The organism is Acidobacteriota bacterium (assembly GCA_018001935.1).
In the GTDB taxonomy this organism is placed as follows: Bacteria; Acidobacteriota; JAAYUB01; order JAAYUB01; family JAAYUB01; genus JAGNHB01.
The window spans coordinates 1-21,300 of record JAGNHB010000053.1; the positions used below are offsets into that span (position 1 = coordinate 1).

The following is a 21,300-nucleotide window of genomic DNA, read 5'->3' on the forward strand; positions in this document are numbered from 1 at the left end:
CCCTCCTCCGTCCCCGCATCGGGTTTCCCCGCTCTGAAAGCGGTGGGAGCCCACCGATGATCTCAAATCTTGCTCATTTTGCCAAAGATCTTACTTCGTAGGGACTACAGCCTACAGCCTACAGCCTCTCCCCCCACCCACTCCCTCCAGTCCTCCCCGAGGACACCCTCCCGCCGGTAGCGGAGCATGGCCTGGCGGCAGATGCACCGGCCGGGCAGGACCGCCAGGCGGGCGAGGGCGTGGCCGAAGACGGCGGGGAAGGCCTCGACACACTCATCCACCCGCTCGCGCTCGGCGTCCGTGAGCATCCCGCCGAAGAGGACGCCGGGCTTCGCGGGGCGCCGGACGAGGCCCTCCGCGAAGTTCGTGACGTAGCAGAGCGGGGCGTAGCACATCTCCAGCTCCCGGGCCAGGAAGGCTTCGGGGCACAGCGTCATCCCCACCAGGTCCCCGCCGATCACCCGACACTTCCGGATTTCCGCCGGCGTTTCCAGCCGTGGGCCCTCGGTGCAGACGTACGTCCCGCCGTCGCGGCAGCCCCGGCCGGCGTCCCGGGTCCCCTGGCGGAGCGCCTTGCAGGCCTCGGGGCAGAAGACGGGGTGGACGCGGATGAACCCCCAGCCTTTCCCGGCGAAGAACGTCGAAGGCCGGTTCCGGGTCTCGTCCACCAGGTCGTCCGGGATGACCAGGTCCCCGGGCCGGAACCGCTTGGGCCGCAGCGAGCCGGGGCCCGACCACGCCAGGATTCGCTCCGTCCCCAGGGACTTGAGGGCCCACACGATGGCCCGGTAGTTCACGAAGGGCGCGGAGACGGCGTAGCGGTCCTCCCCGTGCCGCGAGACGAAGCGGGCGACGGCGCCCCCCTCCCACCGGACCGTCCGGACCGGCGGCGACGGCCCGAAGGGCGTCTCCACCGTGACCGTCTCCCGCACCTCCCACCCCGCCCGCTCCAGCAGCCGCCAGGCGGCGCTGCCGCCGACGACCGCCAGGGGCGTCGCGGTTCCGCTTCCCTCGAGCCTTTCCACCGGCTTTCCGTTCCTGTCCATGATCGGCCTCCCGTTCTCGGATCGACGCCCCGGAGGGCGTTGCCCGGAGAGATTTTCTCTTCCCTTTTACCGGGACGTCATTATAATATATCCCGCTCCGTTTGCCGGAGCACTCTTCTCTCTAAGGAGCGAACCCATGTCCGGACATTCCAAGTGGCATTCCATCAAGCACAAGAAGGCGGCGGCCGACGCCAAGCGCGGCAAGATCTTCACCCGCCTCATCAAGGAAATCTCCATGGCGGCCCGGCTGGGCGGCGGCGACGTGGACGGCAACGCCCGGCTGCGCAAGGCGGTGTCCGACGCCAAGGCCGCCAACATGCCCGCGGACAACATCAAGCGGGCCATCATGAAGGGGACGGGGGAACTTCCGGGGGCCATGTACGAGGAGATCACCTACGAGGGGTACGGCCCCGGCGGCGTGGCGGTCCTGGTCCAGACCATGACCGACAACAAGAACCGCACGGTCTCCGAACTTCGCCACATCTTCACCAAGAACAACGGGAACCTGGGCGAGAGTGGCTGTGTGTCCTGGATGTTCGACCGGAAGGGGTACTTCCTGATCACCGAGGGGGGGAAGACCGAGGACGAGTTGATGGAAATCGGCCTGGATTCCGGCGCCGACGACGTGAAGGCCGAGGACGACAGCTTCGAGATCACCTGCTCGCCCGACGCCTTCGAGACCGTCAAGGAGGCCCTCGACAAGGCGGGGGTTCCCATCGCGGAGTCCGAGATCGCCATGATCCCCCAGACCACCGTCAAAGTGACGGGGAACGAGGCCCGCCTGATGCTGCGGCTCATGGAGACGCTGGAGGACCACGACGACGCACAGAACGTCTACGCCAACTTCGACATCGATGAATCCGAGATGCAGGACTGACGTCCCGGCGGCGCCCGCGCTCCGGGTGATCGGCGTCGATCCCGGCAGCGAGACCACGGGCGTCGGGATCGTCGAGCACGCGGCCGGGAAAAGCCGCGTCCTTTTCTGGGAAGCCATCGCCGCCGGCCGGGAGCCCACCTTTCCCGGCCGGTTGCGTCTCATCCACGAGCACCTGACCCAGGCGGTCGCCCTCTACCAACCCCACTCCGCCTCCGTCGAGAACGTCTTCTACGCCCTGAACGTCCAGAGTGCCCTCAAGCTCGGCCAGACCCGGGGCGCCGTGCTCCTCTCCCTGGAACTGGCGGGGGTGGAGACCTTTTCCTACACGCCGCTGGAGATCAAGAAGGCGCTGGTGGGGTACGGGCGGGCGGGAAAGGAGCAGGTTCGGGACATGGTCCGCCTCCTGCTGGGCCTGGCGGGCCGGGAGATCCCCATCGACGCTTCGGACGCCCTGGCCGCGGCGCTGTGCCACGTCAACCACCACGCCGTGCGGTCGGCCTGGGACCTCGCCGCCGCGAACACCCCCGGGCCGCCCCGCCTGAAGATCGGCCGGCGCTTCCGCTGAGAGCCGCAAGCGCCTCACCCCGGGTCGCCGGAGAAAGAGCCGCGAAGAACGCGAACGGTAATCCGGGTTCGGAATCCGGGCCCGGGCTTGCGGGGAGGGGTCAGCGGACCAGACGGGCGCCGGTGAGGGTCAGGGTGTCGCCCTGGAGTTCCCCGACGGTGGCTTCCACGTTGAAAGGCCCTTTCAGGTCCCACGGGGTGTCGGTTCCCCCGGGTGCCGGCGGCAGGGCGATCCACACGAGGTCGTAAGGGTCCTCGAAACGCAGGCGAAAACCGAAACGGAAACCGGAAACCTCGACCGCTTTCCCTTCGAGGGTCACCTTGCCTTCGGCCATCACGGTGTCGGACTTCGGGTCGAGGGCCGCCGCCTCGAGTTCCGTGCCGAGCTTGTCCACCCGGACGGAGAGGCCCAGGAGATTCTCGATGCGAAAGCGCTTCCCGGCGAAGGACGCGGCGAACCCGTCCTTCGAGACGCGGGCGGCCACCGCCAGGGAGGCCGCGTTGACCCGGGGCTTCCCGGACTCCTTCAGGCCGAAGACCTCGAACAGGCCGTACAGGAAACGGTAGGAAGGGACGCTTGCGCCGGTCAGGCCGCTTTCTTTCGCGACCGCGGCGGACGCCTCCGCGCCCGCCGGGGGCCCGGCAGCGGCGTTCTCCGGTGACGCGGGACGGCCGTGCACCGCCACGAGGGCCGTCGACATCACGAACAGCAGAAGGGTCTTTCTCATCGCATCTCCTCCGGGGCGGGGTTTCGCCGGTTTCTTCTCATTCCGCTCGGGATGCCGGCAAGGGTTCCGGATGGGCAAACGAGGCGATTGTACGGGGAAGCCCGCGGGGTGTCAAGGGAAACTCCGCCCCGGTCCCCCATGGCCCCCGGGCCGTCCGGTCGGGGACCAACTGTAAAATATCCCGACACTTGGGGGGCCGGTGCGCCGCCCGCCCGGGGAACACGCCCGGCCAACCCGGGATGTCCAGAGTATAACCCCCATAATTTCAGTTGTTTTTAGAGCGAGAAAAATATTCTCGAAATTCCGTGAACTCTCCCGTGCCCCCCCGCCTCCATCACGGTGAAAACGGGAGCGGTACCGGAAAAGGGCCGGGGGGCTCCCGAAAACAAGAGAAAGCAGGAGGTCGATCATGAAAAACAAATTCTTCAGAGTCAGCCTGGTCCTGGTGCTCGCCGCGATGCTCTCCGTCTTCGCTCTGCCCGGCTCCAAGAACAAGAAGAAGAACTTCCACGGGAAAGGGTCCTACTACGGCCAGAACTACGGCCACTCCGGCCAGCACTTCGGCGCGGACCGCTACGACCGCCGGCACGACAGCTACCGGGACGCCCGTTACCACCGCCGGCCCGAGTTCCGCCGCGACTGGCGGCACCCCCACTACCGCCCGTACTCCCGCTACCACCGCTACCCCAGGTACAACCGCCACGGCGCCGGCTTCCGTGCCGGGTACAACGGCGGCGGGGTCTACTTCGGCGTCGGCTGGACCGGGCGCTGAAGAGCCCGTGAACATAAACCGGTGAGGCGGGCCTCACCGGGCCCCTCGAGCAGGAACGCCCCGGAAACGGGGCGTTTTGCATCTTGACATCCCCGCCGTTACGGACTTGTTACGCCCCGGCGTCGGATTTCCCGGTATAAGGGAACCGTGGAGTGAAAAATCCGACGGCTGGAGGTGAGACATGGAAAGCAGGAAGCAGTCGAGGGGCCTGAACATCGTCGGGGGGGTGAAGGTCGGGGCGGCGAGGCGGATGATCCCCGCGGCAACGGTGATCCTGGTGATTTGGCTTGCCGGCTGGGCCCTGGCCGGACCGGTGACCCCCGGCCGGTCGCTCGCCCGCCTGCCGGTGACGGAGGTGACGGTTTTCAAGGACGGGCACGCCTTCGTCCTGCACCACGGCCGCATGCCCACGGACGACCGGGGCAGCGTGGTGCTGGACTACCTGCCCACCCCCGTCGTGGGGACGTTCTGGCCTTACGCCGCCGACCCGGGCGCCCGGCTCCGGACCGTGACGGCGGGCCGGCGCAGGGTGCACACCGACCGGACCGCCCTGAGCCTGAGGGACCTGGTGGAAGCCAACGTGGGCCGTGACGTGGTGGTCACCGAGACCCACGGGCCGGAGCCGCGGACGTACCGGGCCCGGATCGAGGGGCTGCCATTCCGGTCCGGGGAGGAGCTGGAGGCCCTCTCCCCCGGGGGCGGGGGCGAAAAGGCGGTGGAGAAGGGCAACGTGGTGCTGCTCCGGACCGAGACGGGGGTGAAGGTCATCGGTCTCGAGCGGATCCTGGACCTCAGTTTCCCGTCGGACTACCGGACGTCGGTAGCCGGCGAGGAGTTCCGCGACCTCCTGACGCTGGACCTGGAGTGGCGGGGCGGGCGTCCCGCGGCCGAGGCCGAGGTGGGGCTGGTCTACCTTCAGAAAGGCATCCGGTGGGTCCCGAGCTACAAGGTGGAGCTGGACGGCCGGGGCAACGCCGTTGTGCGGCTCCAGGCGACGCTGGTCAACGAACTCGCGGACCTGGAGGGTGTGACGGCGCACCTGGTGGTGGGGGTCCCCAGCTTCGAGTTCAAGGACACCCCCGACCCCATCTCCCTGCAACAGGCCGCCGCTCAACTCTCCGCCCACTTCCGCCCCGAGGCGCGGACCGCCTACGCCTTCTCCAACGCCATCATGACCCAGCAGGCCTCGGCGGTCGTCCCGAACGGGGCCGGGCCGGGGGAAACGGATGGCGGCGAGGGCGGTCTCGGGCCGGAGGTGGCCGGGTCGGGGCGGGCCGGGGACCTCTACGTCTTCACGGTCCCCCGTCTCACCCTGGCGAAGGGCGAACGGACGGTGGTGACCCTCGGCGAGTTCACGATGAAGTACCGGGACGTTTTCCTCCTGGACATCCCCTTCGCCCCGCCTCCCGAGGTGTGGCGGCAGGTCGATGGGGCGCGCCAGGCGGAGCTGGCCCGCCTGGTGGCGGCGCCCAGGGTGATGCACAAGGTCCGCCTGACCAACGGCAGCGACGTCCCCCTGACGACGGCCCCGGCGCTGATCCTGGAGAACGGGCGGGTGCTGGCCCAGTCCCTGATGACCTACGCGGCCCCGGGGTCCGACGCCGACCTCCCCGTCACCGTCGCGGTGGACGTCCGGGTCACGAAGACCGACGTGGAAACGGCCCGGAAACCCGATGCCGAGCGCTGGCAGGGCGACGCCTACGCCCGGGTGGACCTGGCGGGGAAGATCGTCCTGGTCTCCCACCGGAAGGCCCCGGTCGAGGTGGAGGTGGTTCGCCACGCGCTGGGCCGGGTGGACACCGCCGACCTCGGCGGGAAGGTGGAGCGGGTCAACACCCTGGAGGACCCGGGCTTCACCGGCGGGTCCAACCCCTATCCCGGCTGGTGGGGGTGGTTTTCCTGGCCGTGGTGGTGGACCCGTCTCAACGAGGTGGGCCGCATCCGGTGGACCGTGACCCTCCCGCCGGGGGCGCCGGTGGAACTGGGTTACTCCTGGCACTACTTCTGGCGATGAGGACCCCGTGGCGGGGCCGCCGGGCGGGTTTTCCCGCCACCGGGAGTCGATCGCCGCCGCCCCCTCACCCCGTCAGAGGTGAAATGTTTGTAGTAAATGAGGTTATTATTCATATCCCCCCGCGCGCCGCCGGGGGTGAACCGTGCTCCGGAGCACCCTCCCGGCCGGCGGCGCGCGGGGGAGGAAAATCTTTATAACTGCCCTTTCTACAAATATTTCACCCCTGACGGGGTGAGGACGCGGCGTTCACGACCCTGGCGCGGTGAAGATACGAAAGGCCGCGATCCGCACGGGGCAAGTCGATCTCTTGAAACGTCGGCCGGGAGAAGCAGTTGCGGCGGATGCGGTCCTCCTTTGCGATCTTTGCGCCTTGGCGCCTTGGCGAGAGTCGATCCGGATCCCGGTCTCGCAAAGGCGCAAAGCTCGCCAGGAAAAACGGATAGCCCTCGAATTCAGCCAAGGTCCATGGTCGCTTTTTGCGACCGCATCGACCTTGATTCGGGCGGTGGGGCGTGAGACAATCGGGTCGTTCATCCCGACGGTCCCGGAGGTTCCCATGTCCAGACGCGCTTTCCGCCCGATCCTGACCGCGGTCTGCCTGCTCCTGGCGGCGGCCCCGCTCGTTTTCGCCTCGGAGGCGACCCTGCCGCTGCCCGGTGACGTGGACGGCAACGGGGTGATCAACGCCGCCGACCAGGCGGCCATGCGCCAGCTCCTGGCGGGCAACCTCGTCCCCGCCCAGGTGAACGCCGCCAACGCCGACGTCAACGAGGACGGCCGCCTTCAGGCCCTCGACGGCGCCTGGCTCGGCACGATGGCCCCCCCCTTCCGCGGCGCCGTGGTCGCCCGGACGGCCACGGGCTCCGTCAGCAAGACGGAAGCGGCCCTGCTGCTGCAGTACGCCGGGCTGTCGGACCTGTTGCCGGCCCGCTACGACGTCAATCTCTACAAGCTGGTCTACCGCACCCTCGACCCCTGGGGCGGAATGGTCCACGCTTCCGGCCTGATGGGCCTGCCGGCCGGCCTGAAGGGATCGCTTCCGCTGGTGGCCCTGGCGCACGGGACGGAGACCCGGAAGGAGGACGTGCCTTCCAACCCGGACTACTCCCTGACGCCCGCCGCGGCGGCGGTCTTCGCCTCGTCCGGGGGCTACGGCGTCGTGGCCCCCGACTTCCTGGGCCTCGGCGACAGCCCGGGCCTCCACCCCTACCTCCACGCCGTCTCCGAGGCCACGTGCGCCCTGGACGCGATGCGGGCCGCCCGGGCCGCGGTTCCGTTCTACGGGGCCGCCTTCGACCAGGACCTCTTCCTGGCCGGCTACTCCCAGGGCGGGCACGTCACCATGGCCCTGCACCGGCTCGTCGAGGCCCGGCACGCCGCGGAGTTCCCGGTGACGGCCTGCGCGCCCATGGCCGGGCCCTACGACCTCTCCGGCACCACCGTGCCCTACGTGCTCGACATCTCGACGCCCGGCTCCGCGCACGTGGCTTACCTGCCCTACACCCTGCTCTCCATGGACCTTGTCTACGACGTGTGGTCGGACCCGGCGGACGTGTTCGTCTCCCCCTACGACGTCACCGTCTTCGGTCTCTTCGACGGTTTCCACGACGCCGGCCAGATCGCCATGTCGCTGCCGCCCATCCCCCGGAACGTCCTCGTGCCGGCCTACCTGTCGGCAGTGCTGTCGGACGAGAACCACCCCCTCAACCGGGCCGTCCGGGACAACGACGTCTGCGACTGGGCCCCCGTCGCCCCGCTCCAGATGTACCACGGTTCCAACGACACGGTGGTCCCCTTCGCCAACGCCGAGGTGGCCTACGACCGGATGTACGCGCTGGGCGGGAACGTGAACTACGTCAACGTGGGGCCTTACGACCACGGTTCGGCCCTGGTCCCCTGCATCCGGGGGGCCCGGCTGTGGTTCGACTCGCTGCGCCGCCGCGCGGAACCGCCGTCGGAGTGATGCGGGGCCCCGCGCCTTTTCCTCGGCAAGGGCCAAGGCGGCGCTACGGCGGCCCCCGCGCCGTACTCCACGACGCCGACGCGCGCCGTTCCATGGGCTGCCGCCATGGTTCCGGAGGGCACCCTGGAAGTGCAGGAGGGCCCGTGGACCTTTTTCCGGCGCCGCCTCCGGGGCGCCGGCCCTTCTCGCGGCCGCTTTTCCCCGCGGGAACACCCCCTCCGGGGGAGTACCCGCCGGCTAATTTCCTCAATCCCTTCGGGATAGGAATGACCCTGCCGCACGGGGCACCCCGGCCCCGGAGTTGAGGAGGTCAGTTAAAAGAACGCCTCCCGGGAGGAAAGCGCTGAAGCAGGTTGCCAGGGCCGGTTTGCCCCGGATGCACGATCACCAGCGCCAGGTCGTTGACGTTGGTGCGGGTGGGGCCCGTGACGACGAGGTCGCCCAGCGCGGCGAAGAAGGGGTAGGCGTCGTTGCGGGCGAGGTGGTCCGCCGGGTCCAGGCCGAGGGCCCGGGCGCGCGAGACCGTCTCCCCGTCCGCGAAGGCGCCGGCGGCGTCGGTGGGCCCGTCGCCGCCGTCGGTGGCCAGGCAGACCACCAAGGCACCCTCGAGGCCGTCCAGTTCCAGGGCCGCCGCCAGGGCCGTCTCCTGGTTGCGGCCGCCCAGTCCTTCCCCCCGCAGCGTGACCGTGGTTTCCCCGCCGAGGATGAGGCAGAGGGGCGCCGGGGGTGTTGCGACCCGGGGGGGGATGCCGTCGGAAAAGGAAGCGCCGGCATCCGGACAGTGGTTGGGTGTCCTGTTCTCGCCGGGGCGGAAGGGCTCGCCAGCCAGACCGGAAGCGGGGGGAAGAGCGGGTGTCCAATTTTCGGGCCGACCCCGTGCCGCGGCAGCCGCGCTCCTCGCGAGGCCGGCCAGGATGCGTCCTGCCGCGCGGGCCTCCCCCTGGAGGCGGTCGGAGACGACGATGGGGCGGAACCCGCCGCGGGAGGCCTCCGCCGCGGCGGCCAGGGCGGCCTGGCGGTTGTTTCCCACGAGAACGTTGTGAACTTGGCCGAAGAGGGGATCGCCGGGCTTGGGGGTGTCGGCCGCCCGGCCCTCGAGCCCCTCGGTCAGATGGGCCCGGACCGGGGGAGGGACGGCATCCAGGACCCCGTGACGGACCAGCACGTCCCAGGCGTCGGCGAAGGTGGCGGGGTCCGGCACCGTCGGTCCCGAGGCGATCACCTCCAGGGGATCGCCCACCACGTCGGAGAGGATGAGGCTGACCACGGTTGCCGGCGCGGCCAACCTCGCCAGTTGACCGCCCTTGACCCGGGAGAGGTGCTTGCGGACGGTGTTGATGTCGTGAATCGGGGCCCCGCACGCAAGCAGGACGCGGGTGAGGGCTTGCAGGTCCTCCAGGGTGACCCCGTCCGCGGGGGCCGTGAGGAGGGCGGAACCGCCGCCGGAGAGCAGGCACAGGACCAGGTCGCGCGCCGCGGCCCCCTCCAGGAGCCCGGCGATCCGCTGCGCCGCGCGGACGCCGGCCGCGTCGGGGACCGGGTGGCCGGCTTCCACGACCTCCACCGGCCCCGTTCCGACCACTCCGCCGCCGTGGCCGTACTTGGTGACGACGAGGCCGCCGGAGAGCCGGTCCCCCAGGAGTTCCGCCACGGCGGCGGCCATGGAGGCCCCCGCCTTCCCGGCGCCCACCGCCAGGACCCGGTCGAAGGCCCCGAGGTCGAAAACCGGACCGGGGTCGGCCGGGTCCCCGACGAACAGGCGCCCGCCGGACCGCCGCAGGTGCCGACGCACCGCCGCCCCCGGGTCGACGGCGTCCAGGGCGGCACGCAGGATGCGCCAGGCGGAAGCTCTCAATGGATTCCCCACGGGTTCGGGCATGGTTTTCTCCTCTCCGGAATCTTAACAGGGAACGCCGGACGCCGGGAGGGAAAATCGGAAGCGAGCCACGGGTGAACACGGAAACGGATCAAGCGCGGAAGGAAAAGAAGCACAGAATACGCAAAAAATGTAGAATTACCAAAAAATGAGGCACGGAGAAATGAAAGTCGTATTTAATTGAATCAACAATCCTTATGGTTCTTCTCCGTGCCCCCGTGCCTTTGTGAGAGACCTTCCGGAAGCTTTCTCCCGAAGGCGGGGCGACCCGGTGAAGGCGAGTTTTGTGCCCCCTGGCCGCATCCCCGGCGCCCCGTTTTCTTTGCGGGCTTTGCGCCTTTGCGAGATCAGGATCCGGACCGGCTCTCGCCAAGGCGCCAAGGAAGACCCCAAAGCGCCGACGCGTGTCGCATGCTCCGTCAGCGCCGCCTGCCGCGCCGGCTCAGCCTGTCCCTTTGGTCCTTTAGGTCCCTTTGTCCCTTCGCAACGCGCTCCGCGGCCCGGCATCTCCGGATGCAGCCTTCCGGGGAGTTCAGGCCGGGAAAGCCCGCCTTCCCCGCACCCTTTCAGGGTGCGAATGCTCCCCCCGCGGCCGCGTTCCGGGGGCGGCGACGCGGGCGCCCGGAACGAACGGCCCGTTGCACGTACGCGGCCGGCGCCCGCGCCTGGCCCCCGGCTCAGACGCCCCCTCCCCGTTGGGGAGGGCCCGGGCCCTCGAAGCGCCAACCCCGGTCGGGTTCGGCAAACGTCCAAGCTCGAGCCAGGCCCCGCGAACGTCCGATCCCGGTTGAGCCCCGCGAACGTCCGATCCCGGTTGGGCCCTGCGAACGTCCGATCCCGAGACAATTTATCCCCCCCTCCCCGGATTCCCCGAAGGGGAAGGACGATTCAGCCCGGGGCAAGCCGCGGACGCCGGCGATTCGCCACCGTCTCGGTCGGCGTGAGGGGCGTCCGCGGCGGCGCCCCGGGAACACGCGAACCCCAGGCCGTTCCGCCCCCGCCCCGAAGGCGGCGGGAGCAAAGCGTGGTCCTGGGACCTCGCGCGTGTTGCACAAAAACGGCTTTGAGGGGATGGGCGCGAAAACCCCTTCGGCCACCGAGCCTGAAGGCGATGGAGATGGTGATGGCGATACCGATGGCGATACCGATACCGACAGCGATACCGATAGCGATACCGATGCCGATACCGATGCCGATGGGAAGACCTCCGAACCTTCAGCCTAACAGCCTTCAGCCTAACAGCCTACAGCCTACAGCCTACAGCCTAAACCCCTTCACCGTGCTCCACGCATCCGGATTGCCATCCGCGGGGGAATGGTGCATAATCGCCCGTTCGAAATCTGCGCCGCCGGTCGGCGGCCCCAAGGAGCCTGGAATGAGCGTAGCCTTTCTCGACCTGACCCGGCAGAACCGGGAGATCCTGGACGAGGCCCTCGCCGCCGTGCGCGAGGCCATTCTCAACAGCGCCTTCATCGGCGGCCCCGCGGTGTCCGCCTTCGAATCGAACTTCGCGGCCTTCTGCGGCGCGCCCCACGGCGTGGCCGTCAACAGCGGAACCGACGCCCTGCGCCTGGCCATCCTCGCCCTGGGCGTGGAACCGGGGGACGAGATCGTCACGGTCCCCTTCACCTTCATCGCCACCGCCGAGGTGATCACCCAGTGCGGCTGCCGGCCCGTGTTCGCGGACATCGAACCGGTCCACTACGGCCTGGACCCCGCGAAACTCGAGGCGGCCCTCACCCCCCGGACCCGCGGCATCGTCCCGGTCCACCTCTACGGCCACCCGGCCGACATGGGTCCCATCCTGGAGATCGCCCGGAAACATGGCCTCTGGTTGCTGGAAGACGCCTGCCAGGCCCACGGCGCCGCGCTGGACGGGCGGGTCGCCGGCAGCCTCGGAGACGCCGCGGCCTTCAGCTTCTACCCCACCAAGAACATGGGGGCCTTCGGCGAGGGCGGCTTCATCACGGCCCGCGACGAGGCCGTGGCCCACAAGTGCCTCGCCCTGCGCAACCACGGGCAGAGTGCCCGGTACAGCCACGAGTTCGAGGGCTACAACGCCCGGCTGGACGCCATCCAGGCCGCTTTCCTGGACGCCAAGCTGAAACGGCTTCCCGACTGGAACGCGGCGCGCGCACATATTGCCGGTCGCTACCTCGGCGAACTGGAGGGCGTCGGGGACCTGGTCCTGCCGAAAACCGCCCCCGGGGCGACGCACGTGTACCACCAGTTCGTGGTCCGCACCGCCCGTCGGGACGCCCTCCGGCAGCACCTCGCGGGGCTCGGGATCGGCACCGCCGTCCACTACCCGCTGCCGTTGCACCTCCAGAAGGCCTACGCGCACCTGGGGTACGCCGAGGGCGCCTTCCCGGTTTCGGAAGCATGCGCCCGGGAAGTCATGTCCCTGCCCATGTACCAGGGCCTCGCCGATGAGGAAGCGACCGAGGTGATCACCGCCGTTCGCGGGTTCTTCCGGCCGTGACGCAGGATAACCTTGGCGAGATGAAATCCGTCAATCGACTGAGGTCAGTCTGCTTTCATAGGGCCGTATTGGATGGGCCTCGGGGCTTCGGGAACATGACAGGACAAACCGGCTCCGGATTCCTTTCGTGTGGTTCGTGTGGTTCGTGGTTCAATATTCCCTCGAGGTGGACATGACAGCCGGTGTGTCCGAGGGGGTGCGTCCCCTGCGGGTCGCCATCCTGGGGACCCGGGGGATCCCCGCCAACTACGGCGGCTTCGAGACCTTTGCCCAGGAGTTGGCCGTCCGCCTGGTGAAGCGGGGTCACGCCGTCACCGTCTACGGCCGGAACCACTACGTGCCCCGCGGCCTGCGGGAGCACGAGGGGGTCCGCCTGGTGCGGCTGCCCGCCGTGCGCCACAAGTACCTGGACACGGTCTCCCACACCGTCCTCTCCGTCCTGCACGCCCTGTTCCGCCGCTTCGACGTGCTCCTGGTCTGCAACGCCGCCAACGCCTTCTGCTGCTGGGTGCCCCGCCTCACGGGGAAGAAGGTGGTGCTCAACGTGGACGGCCTGGAGCGCAACCGGAGGAAGTGGAACGCCCTGGGGCGGCTTCACTACCGGGTGTCCGAGACGCTGTCGTGCTGGTTCCCCTCGGCGGTGGTGACCGACGCCGTCGCGATCCAGCGCTACTACCGGGACCGGCACCGGACCGAGACGACCATGATCCCCTACGGGGCCGACCCGTTCGACACGCCGCCCGGCGAGACCCTGGCGCGGCTCGGGGTGGGGCCCGGGGACTACTACCTCTACGTGAGCCGCCTGGAGCCCGAGAACAACGCCCACCTCGTCGTCCGGCTCTTCGAGGGCCTCAAGACCGACCGGAAGTTGCTGGTGGTGGGCGACGCGCCGTACGCCAAGGAGTACATCGCCGCCCTCAAGGCCACGAAAGACCCCCGGATCCGCTTCCCCGGTGCCATCTACGGCGAGGGGTACCGGGAGTTGGTGTCCAACGCCCACGCCTACCTCCACGCCACGGAAGTGGGGGGGACCCACCCGGCCCTGGTGGAGAACCTGGCGTCGGGGAACGTGGTCTTCTGCCTCGACACCCCGGAAAACCGCGAGGTGGTGGGCGACGCCGGGGTCCTCTTCGACGCCGCCGACGCGGCCGGCGCGCTCGCCCGGCTCCAGGCCTTCGAGGACGACCCCGCGGGCGCCGCGTCGCTGCGGGCTCGGGCACGGGCGCGCGCCGCGGCGCACTACGCGTGGGACACCGTGGTGGAGGCCTACCTGGGCCTCTTCGAACGCCTGGTCCGACGAAAAAGCGAAAAAAACGCTTGACATTTTCAGGAATTCCCGTGTAAACTCCCTTGCGAAATTGAATTACCCCCTAAGCGGGTTCCGCCTCCCCAGACCCTGGAACCCGTTTTTTATTTCAGGCCGCCCCGCCCCCCTCGCCTCGAACAACCGGCCGCCGCCCCCGTATACCTCCCTTGACGCTGCAAACCGGGAGGCATCCATGAAACACGTGCTGTCGTTGCTGTTGGCCCTTGTCGTGTCGGGCGTGGCCGTCGTGGCCGCGGACCCCCCTCCGGAGCCGGCGAAGCCGGTCAAGCCCGCTCTGGTGGTGATCGACATCCAGAACGCGTTCCTCAAGTGGGTCCCGGAAAAGGACCGCACCATCGCTTTCCTGTACATCGGGGCCTGCATCGAGAAGTTCCGCGAGCACAAACTCCCCGTGATCCTGGTGTACCACACCGACCCGAAGCAGGGCCCAAAGCCCGGCACCGAGGCTTTCGAGTTCCCCGCCTCCGTCAAGGTCGAGCCCGGGGACCCCAAGGTGATCAAGAACCACCCCAGCGGCTTCAAAAAAACGGACCTGGAAAAGATCCTCCGGGAAAAGGGGGTCAACACCCTCTTCCTCTGCGGCCTGAGCGCCACCGGCTGCGTGCTGGCCACCTACCACGGCGCCAAGGACCTGGACTTCCGGGTCTTCATGGTCCAGAACGCCATCATGAGCCACGATACCGAGCTCACCAAGGCCGTGGAGCGGATCTGCGACACCGTCACCTACGAGGCCATGGAACTGGTTCTGGACAGCCTGAAACCCTGAGGTGCGGTCCGGGACTTTCACGATGAAACATCCGGGAAGGTCCGCTATCCAATCAGGGGGGGATGCTTCGGCGATCACACCCCGGTTCGGCGGGCCTTGACTTCCCTGCCGGCGATGGCATACCGTGGGGCCTGAGCATCCTGACCCCGAAACGTCCCCGGCCGGGAAGGTGGGATGAAAGGGAACGTCTGGCGGTACCGGAACCTGGAACTCATCATGCTGCTGGCGGCGGGCGCCGCGGTACTCCTCGCGGGTCTCGCCGCGGGCGATGCGCGGATCAACGCCTGTGCGCACCCTCCCGCCTGGAGCCGCACGGCCTCCCGCACCCCGGCCATTTCCCTCCCGCCGGGCATGGAGCGGAGGGCCGGTGCCATCTCCGAGCCGGCGGTTCCGGAAGGCGGCGGGACGGCCATGCCGGCCCCGGCGCCGCCGGGAGAGCCGTCCGGCCCCGCCTCGCCGGGCCCCGCCCCCGGTTCCCCGCCCGCAACGGAGGGCAGCGGGGCATCGACGGGGGAAGACCCCGGCCCGCTCTTCCTGGGATCCGCATCGGCGCGGGACCTCCGGGGGGTCCTGGCGAGAGGGCTCCCGCCGGCGACGGTGGATCTTCTGGCCGGGAGGATCGAACGGGCCCTCCGCGAGGCCGGGTGGTGGGGCCGGATGCACATCTCCCTTCAGGCCTGTCTCGGCATCGACGGGAAGACCTTCCGCACCAACGCGGTCCCCGGGCTGACCCCGGCCGCCTGGCAGGACCTCCGCCGCGCGCTCGCGGTCCGGTCGCCCGAGGAGGCCCGCAAGGCCTGGCGAATCCACCTGGGGGCCTTCCCGGCGCTGTTCCTCCTGGTTCACCTCTTCCTGCGCTCGCGGGGGCGTTCCGGGGGCGAACTGTACCTCCCTGCGGCCCTCCTCCTCACCGCCTTCACCGCCGTGGTGCTCTACCAGTTCCAGGACCCCCTCCGGGACAACCCGCTGGCCTTCACCTACACCGAGGGGGTGGCCGGGGCCTGCGTCGTCCTGGCCCTGGCGGCCGGGGTCGTCCGCCTCGCGGACCTCGAGCGCTACAAGTACCTGACCATCCTGGCCGCCCTCGGGCTCTCGGCGCTCCTGGTCCTCTTCGGCACCGGCCCCGAGGGGACCGACACCCGCATCAACCTCTTCGGCTTCCAGCCGGTGGAGTTCGTCAAGCTCCTCGTGGTGCTCTTCCTGGCGGCCTATCTCTCGGAGCGGGAGAACGAGCTGCGCTCCCTGGACGCCTTCCGCATCGGTTTCGTCTCGCTCCCGCGCATCCGGGACATCTGCCCCGTGGCGGTCTTCATGGCGGCCTCCCTGGTCTTCTTCTTCCTCCAGAAGGACCTGGGCCCCGCCCTGGTGCTCTACCTCGTTTTCGTCTGCCTCTTCGCCGTGGTGTCGCGCCGCGTGGTGCTGGGCCTGGCCGGGTTCGCCCTCCTGACCGGGGCGTTCTGGTACTGCTACCGCCACGCCACCTTCCAGACGGTGACCACCCGGATCGAGATGTGGCTCTCCCCGTGGGACAACCACCGCCCCGGCGGGCTCCAGCTCGCCGAGTCCCTCTGGGCCTTCGCGTCGGGGGGGACCTCCGGGAGCGGGGCCGGGCTCTCCTCTCCCCAGTTCGTTCCCGCCGGCCACACGGACTTGATCCTCGCCTCGTCGGGCGAGGTCTTCGGCTTCGCCGCCGTGGCGCTCCTCCTGGGCGGCTGCGCTTTCCTCTTCGGGATGATGGTGCTGCACGCCTACCGCGCCCGGCACGTCTACGCCGGCTACCTGGGTTTCGGCCTCGCCCTCCTCTTCGGCGTGCAGGCGGCGGTGATCAGCGCCGGCGCCGTGGGGCTGCTCCCGCTGACGGGCATCCCTTTCCCCCTCGTGGGGTACGGGAAGTCCGCCACCATCGCCGCCTTCCTCCTGGTGGGCCTCATGATCAACGTCGCCTCGCGGCCCCGGCCGGAGGAGCCGCGCCCCGTCAAGCTCCCCTGGGCGGCCCTCCCCGTCCCCGCCGCGGTGCTGCTCACCCTCTTCCTGGCGGGGAACCAGGCGTGGCGGGTGATGGGCCCCGACGCCGATGCGGTCCTGGTGCGGCCCTGCCTGGTCCCTCAGGCGGACGGCGTCCGCCGCTGGGCCGTCAACCGCCGGGTGCTGGCGCTGGCGGACGCCATCCCCCGCGGGGTGATCCGGGACCGCAACGGCCTCCCGCTGGCGGCGGCACAAGCGGACGAGGTGGCGCGCGCGGCCGTCGTCGCCCGTGAACTGGGGCTGGACCCCCCCGCGGCCGACGGCCGCAGGCGCGTCTACCCCTTCGGGCCGCTCACCGTCCAGTTGCTGGGGTGCTTCCAGGACTACTGGTCCGACGAACGCACGGTGGAGAAGCGCTTCGACAACCACCTGCGCGGGTACCGCTACGTGGAGCGCGTGGAGCTGGTGGACGGCAACCGGGTGGTCTTTGCCGACTACAGCGGCCTCGCGGGGCCGTTCCGCGACCGGGGGGCCTACCCGGACGGCCGGTTGGGCGAAGTCCTCCGCAAGGACCGCGACGTGGTCCTGGCCCTGGACATCCGGCTGCAGGCCGCGGCGGCGGAAGCCCTCCGGAAGAACTTCCCCGTCATCGACGGCGTCCCGCGGACGGCGGGGGCCGCGGCGGTCCTGGACGCCGCGGACGGGGGCCTCCTGGTCTGCCTGAGCCTGCCGGGCTTCGACCCCAACCTCCCCCCGGACCCCGCCCGCCTGCGGACCATCCACGGGCCCGACGGCTACGCGGCCCGGGACCGTTGCCGTTTCGAGATCTACCCGCCCGGTTCCACCTTCAAGGTGGTGACGGCGGCGGCGGCACTGGCCGAAGGGATGGACCCGGACCGGGAGGCCACGATCTGCACTCACGAGACCGTGGTCCCCTGGACGTGGGGCGGGAAACTCCACAAGCGGGGCGTCACCGACGACCGGACGGAACGGGCCCACGGGCGGATCGCCATGCCCCGGGCCCTGATCGAGTCGTGCAACGTCTACTTCGCCTGGCTGGGGACGCGCCTGGGCGCCGGCCCCCTCTTCGCCTTCTGCCGTTCGACGCTGGGCCTGCAGCTGGCGGGGGTGAAGGACGCCGCGGCCCTGGAGCCGAACCTCCCCGACAACGCCTACGGGCAGGCCATGATCACGGTGACCCCCCTGGAGATGGCGCGCGTGGCCGCTCTCGCCGCGAACGGGGGTTTCCGGGTCGACCCGTGCCTCGCCCTGTCGCCGCGGGATCAGACCCCGGCCCCGGCCGCCGCCTTCCGCGACCCGGCCGACGCCGCGCGGCTCCGCGAGTGGATGGTCCGGGTGGTGACGGAGGGGACCGGGCGGCGGGCCGCCGTCGAGGGCCTGGGGGTCGGGGGCAAGACGGGGACCGCCCAGAACGCTTCCGGGGACAAGCAGTCCCACGCTTGGTTCATCGGCTTTGCCGATCCCCCCGGGGAGGGCGCAAACCCCCTCGCCTTCGCCTTCCTCGTCGAGAACGGCGGGTACGGGGGACGGACCGCCGCCCCCGCCGCCCACGATTTCCTGGCGGCAGTGAAGGAGAGGGACCTCTTCCCGGAACCGGCTCCTTCACCCCCGCCGCCGTCACCCCCCCTTGCCGGTCTTCCGGTGACGGTCCCCCCGGCCGCCGCGGCGCCGCCCGGTTCTCCTCCCTTGCTGCCGGGCCCGGGGGGCGCTCCCGCCGCGGGGGCGCCGGCGCCGCCCGTTCCCGAAAACGCGTGGGTCACGGACGAGACGGGCCCGTCGGCGTCCCGCGACCCCGGCAACCCGTCCCGCGTCGATGCGCCGCCCGCGGGGAAGAAGGCGCCTTCCACCGTGCGGGGCAAGGTCCCGAAGGCCCGGGGGAAGGCCGCCGCCAGGCCTGCCCCGAAGGCCCGGGGCAAAGCCCCCTCCGTCCGTCCGGCCCCGGCCCGGAAGGCCGGGAAGAACGCCAAGCCTCCCCCGACGGTCAAGGGGAAGGCTCGCGGGGGCAAGGCCCCGGTGAAGGGGAAAACCGTCAGGCCGGTGAAGCAGCCCGCCAGGAAGGCTGTGCCCCGCGGCGCCCGGTAAACGCCGCCGGCGTCAGATCCCGGTTTATCTTTCCAGCATTCTCTGCTAAACTCGCGGATCTGCCGCGGGTGGAACGGGGCGCGCGAGCTTGCGACCTCGGGGCCTTTCGCTCATCAGTACCCATAGGCCGGAGAGGAGGAGGAGACATGACCCGACCCTGGTTTTCGAGATCCCTGGCGATCGTGGCGCTGGCTGCCGTCCTGGCGGCGCCGGCGACGGCGGGCTCAAACCGCCTCACGGGAGACGGCCCCGCGGGCGGCGACGTCGCCGCCGTGGCCATCCACCCGCTGAACCCCCTGGTGGCCTGGGCCCTGACCGCCGACCGCGGGCCCTTCAAGAGCACCGACGGCGGCGTTCACTGGACCTACGCCGGCGGGGCCGAGAACTGGGAGGGGGGGGCGGAAGGCCTGATCGTCGACCCGCAGAACGCGGACCGCGTCTGGGTGTGGGGTCACGAGCTGGGACTTCTGCGCACGACCAACGGCGGCGCCGCCTGGAGCCGGCTCATCCTGTGGGGCGTCGAGTCCCTGGCCATGGACGCCACGACCCCCAGCACCCTCTTCGCCGTGACGGGGGGGGCCGTCCAGCGCAGCCTCAACGGCGGCGACACCTGGGCCGCCGTCGCCGATCCCGGGAAAGTCTACAAGACGGGGGCGACCCCGCGGCGGATCGTCGCGGACCCCGTGACCCACAACGTGATCTACGCGGCCGGGACGGGCGTTTATCGCAGCATCGACGGCGGGAACGCCTGGACCCGCCTGGACGGCGGCGACATGTTCGAGCAGATCCTGGGCGACCGCATGGCGGTGGCGGCCACCACCCCGCGGACCCTCTGGGTCTTCGACATCTACAACCTTCTGCGCCGCAGCCTCGACGACGGCCAGACCTGGACCATCGTCGCCACCCCCACCGCGGACGCCGACGTGGGTGTGGTGACGGTGGACCCTGCCAACCCGGGGACCCTCTTCCTGGGGGGGAACACCCGGGACATCTGGGGCGACCCGTCCCGGGGGGGGCTCTGGAAGACCACCAACAACGGGTCCACCTGGGCGGGGCTGGCGACGAAGGTCTGCCAGGGTCTCGCCATCCACCCGAATTCTACCGAACTGCTCCTGGGGACCGTGCCGGAGGGGGTCCTGCGCAGCACCGACGGGGGGGGCACCTGGACCGCCTCCAACGCCGGGCTCACCAACACCCGGGTCGAGTGCCTCACCGCCGACCCGTCGGGGACCGGTTCCATGCTGGCGGGCATCCAGGGGGCCGGCGTGCTCCGCAGCCCGGACGGGGCCTCCGGCTGGGCCCCGGTGGGCGGCGGCCCCGCCGACCTCCGGCTGAACGTGATCGCGGCGGCGCCCACGGGGACCCTCTACGCCGGGACGGACGGCGGGGGCGTCTTCCGGCGCGACGCGGGCGGGGGCGCCTGGTCCGCGGCCAGCAACGGCCTCGTTTACCTCGGGGTGAACGCCATCGTCGTCGATCCCTTCGACGTCAGCCACCTGTGGAACGGCACCTGCCGCATGGAGTTCGTCTTCTTCTCCGGCGGGGCCGCCTTCACCACCGACGGCGCCCTGAACTGGACCCCGCGCTTCATCGGCCCCACCTGGGACGTGGCCTTCGACCCCTTCACCGAGGGGACCCTCTACGCCTGCACCACCAACGGGTTCATGGTGAGTGCCGACGGGGGCGCCACCTGGGGCCAGACGCCCCCGCTGCTGGAGAGGGTCGCGCCCGACCCCGGCGTTCCGGGGACCCTCTACGGGGTCATTCCGTCGGTGGGAATCCTCAAGAGCGTGGACGGCGGGGAGAACTGGCGCGCACTCCGCGAGGCCTGCCCGCCGGATGCCCCCTGGCGGGACGTTCTCTCCGCCGCGCTGGACGCGACGCCGGACCCCCTGCGCCCGGGCGTGGTCTACCTGAGGACCGCGGACCTGGGGACCTGGGTGAGCGGCGACGGCGGGTGCACCTGGACGGGGGTCGGGGTGACCTACCCGCTGAACGGGTCGACCCCCGCGAAGCTCTCGCAGACGGTCTGCCTGGCGGCGGGCGCCGTCTGGCCGGGCGGCGTGGCCGTGGGGACCCCCCGCGATGGCGCCGTGGGCCTGACAGTCGACCCCTGCGACCTGAACTGGGACACCCAGCGGACGGCGGCCGACCGGCAGGGCCTCGCCGACGCCCTCGCCGCGGTGCGCTCCCGTGTACCCGGCCCACTGGCTTGCGGCGACATCGACGGCGACCGGAAGACCAACGCGGTGGACCTGGTCCTGATGGCCCGCGCGACGCCCTGACGCCGCCGGGGGACAGCGGAAGAGGGACCACGCAATACACGGAACAAAAACCACGAATCACACGAACGCTGCGTGTTGAGTTGCGGGGCGGCTTCTCCGAGTGCGCCTTCCGGTCCGGGGAGCAGGGGCCGGGGAAAACCCGCTTTCCCAGCACCCTTTCAGGGTGCGGTTGCTCCCTCTGCCGCCGCGTTCCGGGGGCGGCGCCGCGGGCGCCCCTGCAGAACGGCACGTTGCACGTTAGTGGCCGGCGCCCGCGCCTTGCCCCCGGCTGGGACGCCTCCTCCCCTTCGGGGAGGTCCAGGGCCCCCGAAGCGCAAACCCCGGTTGGGTTCTGCGAAGGTCGGGCCCCGTTTTCTTTGCGGTCTTCGCGCCTTGGCGAGATCGAGATCCGAATCCGCGCTCGCCAAGGCGCCAAGCTGGCAAAGAAATCGGATCGTGATCTCGCCGAGGCGCCAAGCTGACAAAGAAATTGGTTCGTGATCTCGCCAAGGCGCCAAGCTGACAAAGAAATTGGTTCGTGATCTCGCCAAGG

General features: G+C 70.2%; 14 protein-coding genes. 11 read left to right on the plus strand and 3 right to left on the minus strand.

Features of this window, described 5'->3' with window-relative positions:
- Window positions 1–104: 104 nt before the first annotated feature.
- A complete protein-coding gene (locus tag KA419_16530; GenBank protein MBP7867540.1) occupies window positions 105–1,046 on the minus strand; it encodes an MTAP family purine nucleoside phosphorylase in 942 nt (313 codons plus the stop codon).
- 136 nt (window positions 1,047–1,182) lie between these two features.
- On the opposite strand from KA419_16530, the gene KA419_16535 reads away from it, so the two are divergent.
- Window positions 1,183–1,923, plus strand: a complete 741-nt coding sequence (locus tag KA419_16535) for a YebC/PmpR family DNA-binding transcriptional regulator (protein ID MBP7867541.1) — start codon at window positions 1,183–1,185, stop codon at window positions 1,921–1,923.
- Window positions 1,901–2,488 carry a crossover junction endodeoxyribonuclease RuvC gene (gene ruvC, locus KA419_16540; protein MBP7867542.1) on the plus strand — a complete coding sequence of 196 codons (588 nt, stop codon included), beginning with the start codon at window positions 1,901–1,903 and terminating at the stop codon, window positions 2,486–2,488. The genes KA419_16535 and ruvC overlap by 23 nt, the downstream gene beginning before the upstream one ends.
- 100 nt (window positions 2,489–2,588) lie before the next feature.
- On the opposite strand, the gene KA419_16545 is transcribed toward ruvC, so the two are convergent.
- Window positions 2,589–3,215 carry a hypothetical protein gene (locus KA419_16545; protein MBP7867543.1) on the minus strand — a complete coding sequence of 209 codons (627 nt, stop codon included), beginning with the start codon at window positions 3,213–3,215 and terminating at the stop codon, window positions 2,589–2,591.
- A 409-nt stretch (window positions 3,216–3,624) separates the two neighbouring features.
- On the opposite strand from KA419_16545, the gene KA419_16550 reads away from it, so the two are divergent.
- From KA419_16550 to KA419_16560, 3 genes are all read left to right on the plus strand, one after another.
- Complete coding sequence (locus tag KA419_16550; protein ID MBP7867544.1) at window positions 3,625–3,987, plus strand: hypothetical protein; 363 nt, start codon at window positions 3,625–3,627, stop codon at window positions 3,985–3,987.
- A 250-nt stretch (window positions 3,988–4,237) separates the two neighbouring features.
- The gene (locus tag KA419_16555) at window positions 4,238–6,001 is read left to right on the plus strand and encodes a hypothetical protein (GenBank protein ID MBP7867545.1); all 1,764 of its coding nucleotides are present in this window, start codon (window positions 4,238–4,240) and stop codon (window positions 5,999–6,001) included.
- Between the two features lie 556 nt (window positions 6,002–6,557).
- Window positions 6,558–7,964, plus strand: coding sequence for a hypothetical protein (locus KA419_16560; GenBank protein MBP7867546.1), 1,407 nt, complete (start codon window positions 6,558–6,560; stop codon window positions 7,962–7,964).
- A gap of 310 nt (window positions 7,965–8,274) precedes the next feature.
- Here the strand turns inward: KA419_16560 and KA419_16565 are convergent, their stop codons facing one another.
- Window positions 8,275–9,192 (minus strand): DUF4147 domain-containing protein, encoded by a 918-nt coding sequence (locus KA419_16565; protein ID MBP7867547.1) that lies wholly within the window; start codon window positions 9,190–9,192, stop codon window positions 8,275–8,277.
- A gap of 1,692 nt (window positions 9,193–10,884) precedes the next feature.
- On the opposite strand from KA419_16565, the gene KA419_16570 reads away from it, so the two are divergent.
- The 6 genes from KA419_16570 to KA419_16595 all read left to right on the plus strand — a co-directional run bounded on the left by KA419_16570 (window position 10,885) and on the right by KA419_16595 (window position 20,768).
- Window positions 10,885–11,064, plus strand: a complete 180-nt coding sequence (locus KA419_16570; protein ID MBP7867548.1) for a hypothetical protein — start codon at window positions 10,885–10,887, stop codon at window positions 11,062–11,064.
- A gap of 151 nt (window positions 11,065–11,215) precedes the next feature.
- Window positions 11,216–12,322 (plus strand): DegT/DnrJ/EryC1/StrS family aminotransferase, encoded by a 1,107-nt coding sequence (locus tag KA419_16575; protein MBP7867549.1) that lies wholly within the window; start codon window positions 11,216–11,218, stop codon window positions 12,320–12,322.
- A gap of 205 nt (window positions 12,323–12,527) precedes the next feature.
- Window positions 12,528–13,643 carry a DUF1972 domain-containing protein gene (locus KA419_16580; GenBank protein MBP7867550.1) on the plus strand — a complete coding sequence of 372 codons (1,116 nt, stop codon included), beginning with the start codon at window positions 12,528–12,530 and terminating at the stop codon, window positions 13,641–13,643.
- A gap of 178 nt (window positions 13,644–13,821) precedes the next feature.
- The gene (locus KA419_16585; protein MBP7867551.1) at window positions 13,822–14,415 is read left to right on the plus strand and encodes a cysteine hydrolase; all 594 of its coding nucleotides are present in this window, start codon (window positions 13,822–13,824) and stop codon (window positions 14,413–14,415) included.
- A gap of 174 nt (window positions 14,416–14,589) precedes the next feature.
- On the plus strand, window positions 14,590–18,483 hold the full coding sequence (locus KA419_16590; protein ID MBP7867552.1) for an FtsW/RodA/SpoVE family cell cycle protein: 3,894 nt from the start codon (window positions 14,590–14,592) through the stop codon (window positions 18,481–18,483).
- A gap of 146 nt (window positions 18,484–18,629) precedes the next feature.
- On the plus strand, window positions 18,630–20,768 hold the full coding sequence (locus tag KA419_16595) for a hypothetical protein (GenBank protein MBP7867553.1): 2,139 nt from the start codon (window positions 18,630–18,632) through the stop codon (window positions 20,766–20,768).
- Window positions 20,769–21,300 lie beyond the last annotated feature (532 nt).